Annotated in this window: 8 protein-coding genes and 1 pseudogene; all 9 read right to left on the reverse strand. The window is 34.4% G+C overall.

The features are described 5' to 3' along the window. Positions 1-10: 10 nt before the first annotated feature. Positions 11-262 (reverse strand): phage holin, encoded by a 252-nt coding sequence (locus LS41612_RS16885; protein ID WP_024361536.1) that lies wholly within the window; start codon positions 260-262, stop codon positions 11-13. A 449-nt stretch (positions 263-711) separates the two neighbouring features. Further along, positions 712-1,392 (reverse strand): 4'-phosphopantetheinyl transferase family protein, encoded by a 681-nt coding sequence (locus LS41612_RS16890; protein ID WP_024361537.1) that lies wholly within the window; start codon positions 1,390-1,392, stop codon positions 712-714. A gap of 88 nt (positions 1,393-1,480) precedes the next feature. Beyond that, positions 1,481-2,284: an ABC transporter ATP-binding protein gene (locus LS41612_RS16895; RefSeq protein ID WP_024361538.1), complete on the reverse strand. Its 804-nt coding sequence runs from the start codon at positions 2,282-2,284 to the stop codon at positions 1,481-1,483. 33 nt (positions 2,285-2,317) lie between these two features. Next, positions 2,318-4,672, reverse strand: coding sequence for an ABC transporter permease (locus LS41612_RS16900; protein WP_024361539.1), 2,355 nt, complete (start codon positions 4,670-4,672; stop codon positions 2,318-2,320). Positions 4,673-4,727: 55 nt separating this feature from the next. Further along, positions 4,728-6,050 (reverse strand): MFS transporter, encoded by a 1,323-nt coding sequence (locus tag LS41612_RS16905; RefSeq protein WP_024361540.1) that lies wholly within the window; start codon positions 6,048-6,050, stop codon positions 4,728-4,730. A 293-nt stretch (positions 6,051-6,343) separates the two neighbouring features. Next, a complete protein-coding gene (locus tag LS41612_RS16910; protein WP_024361541.1) occupies positions 6,344-7,093 on the reverse strand; it encodes a thioesterase II family protein in 750 nt (249 codons plus the stop codon). Between the two features lie 28 nt (positions 7,094-7,121). After that, entirely contained in the window at positions 7,122-7,952 is an 831-nt protein-coding gene (locus LS41612_RS23410) for a hypothetical protein (RefSeq protein WP_174804529.1), read from the reverse strand. Continuing rightward, positions 7,949-13,345, reverse strand: a complete 5,397-nt coding sequence (locus LS41612_RS16920; protein ID WP_158694866.1) for a non-ribosomal peptide synthetase — start codon at positions 13,343-13,345, stop codon at positions 7,949-7,951. The genes LS41612_RS23410 and LS41612_RS16920 overlap by 4 nt, the downstream gene beginning before the upstream one ends. Positions 13,346-13,534: 189 nt before the next feature. Beyond that, a pseudogene (locus LS41612_RS23925) lies at positions 13,535-13,714 on the reverse strand (CurL C-terminal domain-containing protein); the annotation flags it as partial. Positions 13,715-13,716 lie beyond the last annotated feature (2 nt).

The raw sequence follows: 13,716 nt of genomic DNA on the forward strand, positions 1-13,716 counted from the left end.
ATCATAAATTTTATCGAGGTTTTCGATACATTAAGGCACGTTCACTATCACTGGTACCGCTCGTAGTCGGATCGACAACAACCCCCATTAAAACAAGAATCGATAATACTGTATTTAAAATGGACGTTAGTTGCTCACTCATTGCACTTGTTAAATCATAACCAAACAAGGCGCCCACTTGTTGAGCGAGTAGTAACAGCATGGAAAATAAAGCTAATAAAAACGGCTTATGCATGAATCGAATCTTCCAGTTAATTCTCATAAATGCTCACCTCCCCCCTCCTCACCACAGTATATGCACCACGTCACTTGACACATATGCAAAAATATAGCTTTAGCAAGGAATAAATAAATGCTTCCTCCTAAATTATCGTTACACTTTCTATCAATACTAGGCGCTAATGAATCAATGATTTACATGGGTTAATCGGGGATTTACATCGACTTATCAGCGCTTACAACCTTTTCTATGAACTAAAAGTTACAACTTCACATACTATAGAAAGGAACGATTTGATAAAGGGGATGTCAAATGTCTTGTAGGGAAAGACCCGATGTGTGGGACGAAGATGGAAGAGATATTGAGCGTTGGGAAAATGACGGTGGTCGAAGTAATTTTACTAGATACTTCTAAGCGGCTATATAACGGTTTCCAAAAAATCTGTAAAAAAGCAGGCTGTCCTCTAAATAACTAGGACAGCCCGCTGAACATTACCATATATCAAGATGGTCAAAAGAAACAATGGAAATCGGTTCTTTCGATAACTGCTTGGAACACAAGGCAACGATATGACAATCATCTAAATCAAACAATTGAAAGCTATACTTTTGTGACAGTTGGTTGCTTTCATACAGTTGTATTGTTTCGGGTTGAATGCAAAACGAAAAAGAATCAAGTGGAATAGTCAATCCTTTTCCCTCAGCCTTTACATAACTTTCTTTCAATGTCCAAAGTTTATAAAAATACTGTATTTGTTTGTCTTTTGGTTGACTTAAAATATCTTGATACTCACTGCTTGTAAAATAGGCTTTTGCAATGTCCATCTCTATCATTGCTACTTGTTCTATATCTATTCCAATAGGCGTATCACTTACTGCACATACAACCCAGTCACCTGAATGCGCCAAATTAAAATGAATATGGTCGAAATTTTGAAGATTAGGCTTACCATATTCATTGATAGTGAAATGAATATGGTCATTTGTCATGCCAAAGTCCCTCTTCAAAGAATGACGCAGAAGAACTTCTGCCAATATAGAGCGCTTTTTATCTTCATCAAAGTGAAATTTACTTACTTTTTCTTTTCTTTCAGCAGATATCCTTAGCTCAAATTGTTGGAAAATATCTTGATACGCTTTTTCTGTTATTTTTATTGCATATTTATATATCATTATTGTGCTCCATATAAATTTTAATACTGCTAGTCTTTGGATTTCACTTTATAGTATAATTTTGCAACAAGAAATACAAAAGCGTAAATTACTTGGCCATTCTCTCTTCATCCTTGTTGCTATAAGTATCGGTACTTTCCACTATCCATTTCATAATGCTTTCTTCTCTTTCCTTAATATTGTCAACCTTCGCATCAAATTTATTCATTTTCTTAGAAGCGACAATTTTTCCATCTACCATAAATAGAACTCTTTCAGTTTTTGCAGCAACTTTTGCATCATGTGTTACCAGCATAACTGTTGTTCCTTTTTTATTGATTTCTGTTAAAAGTGACATAATCTCTGTCGCAGATTTAGAATCTAATGCGCCTGTCGGTTCATCTCCAAATATAATATCTGGATCATTAATTAATGCCCTACATATCGCGACCCTTTGTAACTGGCCCCCTGAAGCTTGATTAATATTATTATTTTCAAGCGCTGCAATTCCAGTCATCTCTAGTAATTTTTTTGCTCTTTTATACACTTTAGTTTTATCTGCATCTTTGGATACAAGCGCAGGGAACATAACATTATCAATTAACGAGAGGTTTTTTAAAAGATTTATATTTTGGAATATAAAACCCATATTATTTAAGCGGATCTTCGCTAGATTTTCTTCTTTTAGTTTGCCAATCTCATTCCCTTTAAAAAGTACATCGCCAGAAGAAATTCGGTCCATACCACTTACATTATATAAAAGTGTTGATTTTCCACTGCCTGATGGGCCCATTACGGCTACAAATTCGCCCTCTTTAATTTCTAGATTTACATCTTTTAAAATATGCAGTTCATTATTTTTTCCTAATTCTACTATTTTGTTAATTCTTGTCGCCTCTAAAATATTATTCATATCTATTCCTCCATTGCATCGTCTTTCTACTTCTTAACCCTTTAAAATAACAGATAAATCATCTTTTACAGTTACTTTACAGCACACAGATATCGTAATACCAACTACTACAATTAATGCTAAAGGACATAGTAGCCAAGTCTGCCATGCAACGTTTACTAACTCTATTTTCGCAGCGCCCATAGAAGACATCCCCATACTTACAAGATACTCTCCTAAGTAATTTGAAACTAGTACACCTAAGAAGATTCCTACTATTAGTACTAGTAGTGTTCCTGCCATATATTGTTGTTTAATATGATTGGCTGTTAGACCCATACTTCGCATAATAGCGATTTGAGACATATCTTTTGATAATAACATTCTCAGGAATAGGGCTGTAATTAAAACAATAATGATTAATGAAATGGCAATTCCACCGATAACAACCGTACTCATTTGGCTAATAATATTGCCAAGCGTTTGCTGAGTATATTCTTTAATATCATTGACCTGTGCAGAGGCATATTGACTTTGATAATATTCCATTTTTTCTGGAATATTGACATCTTTAGCCACATCCATGTTCACTATATACCAAAGAATCGCATTTTCGTTTAGTTCAAGACTTGTTGTTGCCTTTGCCGTTTTCCCGCCATTTGTAATATCTTGATAGATACCACTTACTGTCATCTTCTTTTCTGCTCCAGCAACCTTTACAATTACCGTATCTCCGACTTTTTTATCCAAGCCATCTTTAGAGGCATTCGCATAAGATAGAGCAATTTCTCCATCCTCTTTCGGCGCATTTCCCTCCAAATAACTTAGTGGAAATACTGAAAAATCACCGGTTTCAATATTTATATAATCCCATGCACCTTCTGTATTTTTAACTTGAAACGAGCCTGTAATATAAGCTGCGTATTTTTCAATATCTGGATCATTTGCTAACTCTTCTTGCAATTTTTTATAATCTTCTGTAATCGTATCTGTTTTTCGAAGGTCAATCCTCATATCAGATTTCCCTACACCCATATAAGTAGAGAATTCCGGTGAATTCATCGTATTATATACACTTATTGGAAGTATGATAATAAATGTACAGATAACAAATATAACGATAAGTAATCTATATAATTTGAAACGCTTAAATACATCCCTAATCCCCATATAAATATTGGTACTGAAAAATTTATTTTTTAGCAGGGAGAAGCTGTATTTCTTATTCTTACCGCGTTGCATAATATCTGAACGTAGTGCTTCTACAGCAGAAATCTTATCAATTCGTTTTAGCACTTTCTTGAAGTACAACGTAATGATGAAATAAACAAATAATGGCGCTATAAGAGAAAGTACATATTTCAAGTTACCTGATAAATCAGAAGATATGTAAAGTCTCATATTCCCCGTAAACAGATTAACAACTACAAAGGACAGTAAATATCCAACAATACCTGCAACTACAGATATAGCTCTATACTTATTAAGATATACCTTTTTAATATCTTTCTTAGAGATTCCGATCGCTTTCATTACACCGATTTCTCTTAAATCCTCATCAATCGTTGCTAAGAATGTCAGTCTAATACAAAGCGATGCAATAATAATAAGCAAAATACTAATCAGTATAATAACCATTGCTACAATCGTATCTGACATTGCATTAAAGATTAAGAATATTTTTCCGCCAACTGTAGGTCCATTTGCTGGAAGACCTGCATCAATATATGCTGTCTGAACAGCTTGAGCATCGCCAGTCTCATGTAGTTTGAATTGAATTAAATATTCGCGTTCGCCTACTTGATTGACCAACATTTCATTATAATCAGATTGATTGATAACAAAACGTTTTGACGAAGTAAGTGAAGAATTCATCTCATAATCTCGGGCATAATCTGAAATGGTAAAGTCCTTTTCATAATCGCCTCTTTTTACCGTAATCGTTTCGCCAACTTTTAAGTCATATTGCTGCATAAAATAAATAGGAACAGCTACAGTCCCTTCTTTTACGTCCAACTTATTGTTGTTTAGATCCAATATATAGTCAAAACTTTTATTTTGAACAACAAATGATATGTCCTGTACAGTACCTGCCATTGTATTGTTGTTTCCGAAATGTATATTATTTCCATCTAAAGTGAGAAGAACCATCGTTTCCTGCATAGCAATATGTTCACGTTGTTCTTCTGTAAATTTATCAATATCTCGCTGATTATAATCTCCTGCATGCATCTGCGTGATATCGGCTGGGTGTGCTCTTTCTTGCAGTTCTGACATTGACTGCGTTAAATTTGCAATGATATTTGTTGCACTAGCTCCTAAGATTACTGCCATCGTTATAAAAATAAATATTGTTGCCGTAACAATTTTCTTTCTGTAGCAATCATTCTTTACCATCTTCAGAAACAAAGCTATTCCTCCTTCATCTAACTACACGACTTTACTATTTATTAAATTTTTATTATTAAATTGACTGCTCAGTTGGTATTAGCTCAGTATCTTTTTGTTTTTCCATTTCTCGAATACCTTTAGATTTTGAAACAAATAATGCCGTAATTATTAGTCCTACTCCAGAAAGAATGATTAAAAAACCAATTCCCCTTGTTTCACCAGTACCTATAATTTTTCCAACAGAATTTGCTAGAACGCCTCCTTCAACTAACGCTGGGTTAAATACGTAATCGGCCAGAACACCTGCAATAACGTAAGCAACGACGAAACCTATTTGTGATATTAAAGAAATCAGTCCCCATGCTCTACCTTGCTTCTCATTGTCTATCGATTTTCGTATTAAAACATCAATACATGTCGTTGCAAATGGTAATGAAGCAAAGAATAAAAATCCGGAAATAATAATAACTGGGATACTTGTTGTGGCGCCGAATCCTGCCATCGTTATACCTGATACAATGAAACTAACGACCATTACTTTTACAAAATTTCTTTTGATAATTCCTGTACCGATTAAAATACTGGATACCATCATACCGCATGCTACAACTGTCTGAAGTATTCCGGTTGTTTTCTCACTCGCAAATGATAAAATCATAGGTTTTGATAGTACTTGAATAATTCCCATATAGAACATTAAAACGGAAACCAGTACTATAAGAAGCATAACCCCTTTTGATTCAACAATAATTTGCCAGCCTTCTTTTAAATCTTTGAAAAAGTCTAAATCTTTTTTCTCCAAAGGCTTTACCGAAAGCGATTTTCTTACAAAAAGAATTGTTGAAACTGTTACAGCAAGTGTCAAAATATCAATGATGATAATTAATTCCATACTGTAAAATGCTAAAATTAGACCACCAATAATTGGTGAAATCAAAAATTTAGAAGAGGAAGCAATCCCCACCATACCACTTGCCTTTGCATATTCATCCTCTGATAGTAAATCCGTTAGTGTTGCTTTATACGCTGGATCTAATAATGATGCGAAGGCTGAACTAAATCCTACACAAAGACAGATTTGCCATACTTGAATATTTCCTGTATTCATTAGCACTAATAACAAAACGAGTCCCAACCCTGAGACACAATCACCAATAATCATAAGGAGTCTTCTGTCAAATCGATCTGCAAGAACTCCTGCAGCCGGACTGAATAAGATCATGGGAAGTAGCGCTGCCATTTCAACCATAGCAACATCCAATGCGGATTTCGTAAGTTGCCAAACGTATACGCCAAGACCGAAGGCAGTCATACCAGTACCGATATTAGATATCAGCTCCCCCATCCAGATGACCAAGAACTTTTTAAATCCTGCATCTGTCTTTACGTCATTCATAATTCGAATCCTCCTTCGTTTAAAAATTTACTCCAATATTATTTTACAATTTTATCCGTTAAATAACACATATATATTTGAATTTTTTTTATTTTTTTCCATAATCTAATACCTTTTTATATGTAAAAACAGCTTCAAATATCGGTTTCTCATTTTCAAGTATTATTGTTATGCAAGCAGTCCTCTTTTTATTTCCGTAAAACACGCTCTTTCCGTCTGCGACACTCTGTTTATAAAAGTTGCACCATTCAATTCCCAGATCTAAGAATCCTTAGACCTGGGAAGAACAGTAACTACCTCACTTTAATTTCTAAGTTAAGAAACTGATTGATGAACGTGACAACTTCCTTTTCCATATTATGAATAAACATATGCTCTGCATTTTCAATAGAAGTTACATTTAAATCTTGAACAAGATAATCATCCCACATGATCGCTGAACGAATATTCTCTGATTTATCATTTTCTCCCCATAACAAATGTGTTTCGATATCAATTTTTTTGTATGGAGCTTTTGCTGAGGATTCTAAAATGCCATAATCAGCGCGAAATATTGGAAGCATAATATTCATTAACTCTTTGTCTTTTAATACAGCCTCTGGCATACCACCATAAACCTGTATTTGCTTTATCAAGTCCTCATTACTCAACTTGCTATACTGTTTATTTGCAAAACTGGATGGTGCAACAGATGCAGATAATATTAATGTTTTTGGAAGAATTTTTTCTTGATTTTGAAACATTCTTTCTAACAAAAAATATGAAACTACGCCACCCATACTATGCCCCAAAAATACGCTTTCTGGGCGAATAATCTTTGATATCTCCTGATAATATAGCGAAATCAGTTCATGAATATCACTAATTAATTCGAGTTGAGAACCAAAATGTCCAGGAGGATTCGCCACCCATATTTCAACATCCTCCGGCATTGCACGCACAATTTCATTGAATGAGTTGACATAGCCCCCTAGATAAGGAAAACAAATTAACTGCCCCTTACTACCTTCTTTGGATTTGAAAAATGTTTTTAGCTCCATCATGATATTTCTCCTATTTTTCAACTAAAAATTATGCTCCAATCCCAACATAATCGGGTAACACTTGAAGCTTTTGTTCAATATTTCTCTTCTTCGTAATGAAATGCATAATAACAACAGACACTGCAAAAAATGCAATCTGTAATAATTGAACTTGTGCATTAAAATAATATAACTCTAGTCTCGCACCTGATGAAATGAGCCAGAATAATAAAACGTAAAACAGTAGATTTCCGTTTGTCGCATTAAACATATAACTAATAAATATAAGGAATAACATTAATTGAATAACGTACAATGGAAAAATAGCTGCCAATTCAAATGATGTAATTACATAACCTGGTAATACATAGATGCCGAATATAAGACCTGTTATTACACCCGCTTTTATATTACTGTTATATTTTTTCTGAAGATACGGCATTAAAAATCCGATCCAGCCAAGTACTCCACCAAGAATTCCTGCTTCTTCAAACAGATTTTTAACTACTTCTATGACCATTTGCTTAAAAGTTAATGTCATCTCTGGTACATCAAAACCAACAGCAATGGAACCGTAATGAATACTACCTACATAAATAAGAAACAAACCGATTATGATTGGAAACCATATCAAATCTTTTTTTCTAGGAATAAACTTAGAAAATAGATTTTTTATCGCCTCAAAGCCGCCCATTAACCAATAAACAAATAAACCTGCAATGGATGGCGAATACAAAGCAATCATAACAATTGGGTTCGTAAAGGACGTTTCACCAAAAAGTTTTGTAAAAAAATCATTGAAAATCATAGATGCTGATGCAAGCCCCCAACATAAGCCAAATGTAATAATTAAATAAATCGTTAAATATTTATTTTTCATTGTGATACCCTCCCTTGTTCGCTTCTTTTTTCTACAATAGTTCTAAATTTTTTCTCATCAATTCCAATAACATCTTCAATTTCAATGTAAAGGTGGTCACTATCATAATTTAATGTTACAGACATACGGGCAAGGCTGTTTTCAGTATTGTTATGACTAAATGCTTGTTTCTCCTCCGCTTTAACAAATCCTTGGAAATTATAGAGGATGAAATTACAGTACTGTTTATCATTGAAATAGTATTTTCTAAGGAGTTGATTTAATTTTGGATAGTCCTTACTAAATCGTTCTTCCCCAAGTAATGCGAGATAATTGATGGAATGATCTTTACAAAGTTGAATGGCCGTTTCAACCGATGTTCTATTTCCTTTTTCACTAATAATCGGTACAATATCTAAAAACTCGCCTACGCTATTATAAAAATCCTTCCCCTGATAACTTCTTGCATACTCCAGCACTGCAAAGGGAATGACTTCTGTATTTGTGTAATCTCTTAAAATATCAGATACAAAATCGAATGCATACCACCAAATATCTAAATGCTTTTTATCTGATAAAGGAATGATAATTTCTATATTATTTCGCAAGGCTGTATTACGCTTTGGTTGTGCCATTACCTTACGGTTATTTTCACTCCACTTCACCAAATTAAATTTTTCAATTAGCTCCTTCTCACTAATCCCTAATGGCCCTTCGTTTAGCACATCAACATACTCTTTAAAACTTCGAATAGTATTTTCCATGCTCGTTGTACCTTTTAACCCCTGTTCAATCTGAGTTTTGATAATCTCGGCACTCATACCATCGAATATCAAATGATCGGCACCCCAGATAATGAGATGTCTCGTATCACTTTCTTTTAGTACACACATTCGCCATAGTAGTTCATTATTTGAGTAGGTTCTTAAAAGTATTTCTTCACTAAGCTTATTGATGATAGTTGTTTTTACACTCTCGGTATACATAGATATATCTACATATGTAAGATAATTACTCATAATGGTTTCTAATTTGAGTACTTCATGTTCACACCATTTCTTTTCGCCATCGGTTTCTACCAATGAACAACGCAGCAACTGATTGTTACTTATTACGTCTGCAATAGTATTCTTTATTCTATTTTTCGAAATTATTCCATCGAAATGGTTTGTAAACCCACTATAGTTCGACCCCTTTGACATATGACCTTTCTGAATTGGGGAAAGAGAAAACGCCATTCTCGTATCAGATGCAGTAATAATGTCAGAGAGACCTTCAATACGTGCAATAACATTCTTTACGAGACTAGTAATTTGTTTCGCATTTAATTCTATATCTTTGCTTGTCCTTATTTTATCAATCATAGGCGGCGATACTTCCGCAAGCGGTTCTATGGATGCAGCAATTTTTTCTGCTGTCTGGTACTGGAAAATTTCATTAATTTTGAGGTCCACACCTTTGTTAGACAATGCCTTCACTAAAGCAATGGCTTTAATTGATTGACCACCGAAATGAAAGAAGTTGTCTTTCAATCCAAATTCCTTAACATCCAGTATCATCTGCATTGTTTTCAGAACCGTTTTTTCTAAAGTTGTTCTTGGCTCATCCTGCACCATCACTTTTTGAGAATATTGTTCTGCGTTTACAAGCGCTTTTCGATCAACTTTTCCGCTAAAGTTGAGAGGAAATTCTTTTAAGACCACAAATTTAGATGGAATCATATATTCAGGTAATCTATTATTTAAATGATTGCGCACATACTCTCCATCATATTTTTCTATATGATGATTTTCATTCACCGTATAGTAAGCCGTCATATATAGCGTGTCTAGATGATCCCTTTCGGCAGTAACAATGACATTTTTTATTCCATCGATATTTTTTATATGTCGCTCAACTTCACCAAGCTCGACTCTGAATCCTCTTAGTTTTATCTGAAAATCTTTGCGACCTAAAAATACAAGTTGGCCTCTGCTGTTCCACATCACTTTATCACCGGTACAGTACACTCTTTTACCGCCTACTGCATCAAGGGTAATAAATTTTTCATTTGTAAGGTCTTCTCTATTTAGATACCCTACTCCTACCCCATCTCCACCTAAACATAATTCACCTGCAACGTTCATCGGTACCAGCTGTTTCTTTTCGTCCACAACATAAACTGTTGTATTCGATATTGGAATACCAATAGGAATAATGGAAACATCCTCTATATCATCTATCGGGTAATATGTTGCAAATACTGCCGATTCGCTTGGACCATAGGCATTAATAAGCTTCCCCTTGCCAATTTGATTTACTGTTTGTTGCGCATGTGTGAGCGAAATCTGCTCTCCCGCTACAATGATTTTACGTACATTCTTCAAAAATTCGACTTTTCCGTCAACTAACATATGGAATAAAGCGGTTGAAATACAAAAAACACTAATTTCTTTCTTCTCTATAAATTCCGCTAGCAAAGGAATATCAAGGGAGGTCTCTCTTGGAATAATGACAAGATTGGCACCATTCAGTAAAGCGCCATAAATATCAAATACAGAACAGTCAAATACATAATTAGATATCTGCATAATTCGGTCATTTTCGTTAATATCGATATAGTTCGTATTCTTCACGACACGCACGACATTTTTATGCTTAATTAATGTTCCTTTCGGTTTTCCTGTAGAACCGGACGTATAGATAACATAAATCAGATCATCACTATTGAAATATTGAGATGTATAGGTGGATTCTATGCCCATATCGTGTTCTCGATTGAGTGTATTTTCATCTTTATCGATTAGGAATTTTTCAATATTTACACTTATTTTTTCTTCCAAAGAATAATCTGTAACGATTACTTTGCTGTGACAATCCTCTAGAATATAATCAATTCTCTCTTGAGGAAATTTAGGATCAATCGGCACATAGACAGCGCCAAGTTTCATAATGCCCAACATACTGACAATTTGCATATAACCGCGGTCTAAAAGTATGGCCACCTTATCTTGGTATCCAACATTTCTATCTTTAAGTTTTTCAGCTAACTGATTTGCCATATTATTTAACTGTTTGTAAGAAATTTTATCTTCCAACCATTCAATAGCAATAGCATTTGGCGTATCTCTAGCATAGTCTTCAAAAATAGTTAACACTGTTTTATGTGCTGGATAATCCGTAGTCGTTTGATTTACTGTTTCAATAAGCCAGTTCCGCTCTTCCACAGTCATCATATCAATATCTTTAAGCTTTACGTTTACATCCTTAAGCATTTGCGAAATGATATAAATAAGTCGCTCGCCCATGACACGAATCGTATCTTCTTTATACAATGCTTTTGAATAGTCAATATCCATATAAAATTGCTGATTCTTTTCTTCTAATGTAAAACTAATATCAAATTTCACATTAATTTCGTTATTTTCATATGGTGTTAAGGAAAGTCCTTCAATATTGACCTCATCCGTACCAATATTTATATAATTAAACAAAATATCAAATAACGGATTTCTAGATACACTCTTTGGTATACCAAGTTCCTCCACTAGCAATTCAAACTGACAATCTTGATTATCATAAGATTTGACTAGCTTATTTTTTGTATACTGAAGAAATTCTTCTAGTGGTATATCTTCATCGAGCTCACTTTTAATAGCCAAAGTATTAACAAACATACCGACAATCGATTCTAATTTTGCATGGTTTCTGCCTGAAATAACTGTACCAATGACAATATCTTTTTGGTTTGTATATTTCCAGAGCATGATATTAAGGGCTGCCATAATAAACATGTATGGTGTGATTCCATGCTTCTTAGTGAAAGCAAGAATTCCTTGATTTATATCACGTTCAAAAGAATAGTGAATTTTACCGCCTTCATAGCTTATAAACTCTGGTCTGTCATAATCGGTATACAAATCTAGTACTGGAACACCTTCTTTAAATTCATTTTTCCAATAGTCCAGTTGCTTTTGCACTTTTCCGCTGTTGTAAAAATCGTTTTGCCATTTAGCAAAATCTTTATATTGAATCTCTAAATCTGGAAGCTCCTCACCCTGATACATACAGCCGATTTCTTTTAGCAGGATATCTAAAGAACTCTGGTCCGAAATAATATGATGCATATCCAGAACCATGACATGTTCTTCCTCATTTAAGCTAATAAAAGTTACGCGCAATAATGGTGCTTTTTCAAGGTTAAATGGCTTTAAATTTGCTGTTATTGCTTCTTCTAACCGCTCTTTTTCAGACGTTTGAAACTTTACTTTGAAATCGACATTGTCTTCAATAATTTGAACTATTTCACCATCGACCATGTCGAACCGAGTTTTGAATGCCTCATGTCTTTCGACCACTTTAGAAAAGCATTGTTGGATTTTAGTATGCTCTAATCTTCCTTTGACATGATAGACGGCTGCAAAATTATACGGGATTGCATCCTCCACCAATTCGTTCATTATGTACATTCTCTTTTGTGCAGAGGATGCTTCATAATATTTCTGAACGCCCAGCTTTTCAATTACATCTACTGATTTTTGATCTAAATGCGCATCTATATATTGTTCCATTTTGCCAAATGTTGAATGAATAAATACGTCAGACACTGGAAACTCAATTTTTAATGTTTCCTTGATTTTCGAAGAAAGCATAATTGCATTCAGTGAATCTCCACCCATTTCAAAGAAATCACTCGTTTTCTGAATATCTGTTACACCAATTACTTCTTCCCAAAGCTTCCTTAATACAACAGCAGGGTCGAGTTGCTCCATTTCAACTTTTTCTATAGTAGAATGTATTGAATTATTACTTGGTAAAGGATTTATGGAATTCACTACGTCACTATCATATTCTTTTTTATCGAAGACATATGTTGGTAGTGCAACTCTTTTTAACGAAGAAGTAGTAGCAGCACTGATCATATCCCAATCAATTTTCAGCCCTCTACACCATAGGTCCCCGATAAGGCGGTAAACATTATTGATAAAGCTATCACTCGAATTTTCTATCAGATTCAAGACATTTTCAGCTTCAACATTTGTCATACATCGTTTTGTAATCGAATTTTCTAAATCACTACTGCCAAGTTTTATGACAAGTGCATCTTCAATATGTTGTTTAGCTTTTATACCAGGCTTTTTTATTAACGGAATCTGTTTTTTTCTTAAATCATATTTTTCATAAATGGCTTCATACGTAGCAAGTTGTCCATATGTTTGAATTATGCTAATTGCATCCCTCAAGGTCACTGCACCTGCGCAAACCATAGATACAAGTTCAGCAATCCCTTCCCCAACTAATGCGGATGGTTGAACGCCAAGCTCCCTTAGCATCTGGACACATGCATATCCACCTAGCAATGCTCTATAACACTTGACCTCATTATCATCATTTTCAATGTTTCTTACTTTTTCTGCAGTTTGCTGTGGTAACATTTTTAATAGCTGCTCTACTGTACGTTCATAACCTTTTAATAGGGGATAGAGACCTTCTACCGTCCCGCTTTTTCTCCATAAAATATTAACATCTTGTACACCAGGTAATATCAATACAAGGTTTCGTTTCCTTTTCCCATTGTTACTGCAGACATGGAAAGTACTACTTTCCATGTCTTTTCTGCTCGTAACAAACACTTTTCTATGTTCTAATGCTCTTCTCCCTTTTTGAAGGGTCCAGGAGGCATCTGCTAAATCAATATGATGGAGTTCCTTTAAATAACTCATCACTTGCGCAGAGGTATTATTCAAAGCCTCCCAACTCTTTGCAGAGAAAGGTAAAATGTATGAAATATTGTCTCTTTGCATGT

Source organism: Lysinibacillus sphaericus (genome assembly GCF_002982115.1).
GTDB lineage: Bacteria > Bacillota > Bacilli > Bacillales_A > Planococcaceae > Lysinibacillus > Lysinibacillus sphaericus.

Coding starts and splice junctions, on each gene's coding strand:
- LS41612_RS16905 (WP_024361540.1), bottom strand. CDS start 6,050: ATGAATGACGTAAAGACAGATGCAGGATTTAAAAAGTTCTTGGTCATC.
- LS41612_RS16885 (WP_024361536.1), bottom strand. CDS start 262: ATGAGAATTAACTGGAAGATTCGATTCATGCATAAGCCGTTTTTATTA.
- LS41612_RS16920 (WP_158694866.1), bottom strand. CDS start 13,345: ATGTTACCACAGCAAACTGCAGAAAAAGTAAGAAACATTGAAAATGAT.
- LS41612_RS16895 (WP_024361538.1), bottom strand. CDS start 2,284: ATGAATAATATTTTAGAGGCGACAAGAATTAACAAAATAGTAGAATTA.
- LS41612_RS23410 (WP_174804529.1), bottom strand. CDS start 7,952: ATGAAAAATAAATATTTAACGATTTATTTAATTATTACATTTGGCTTA.
- LS41612_RS16890 (WP_024361537.1), bottom strand. CDS start 1,392: ATGATATATAAATATGCAATAAAAATAACAGAAAAAGCGTATCAAGAT.
- LS41612_RS16910 (WP_024361541.1), bottom strand. CDS start 7,093: ATGATGGAGCTAAAAACATTTTTCAAATCCAAAGAAGGTAGTAAGGGG.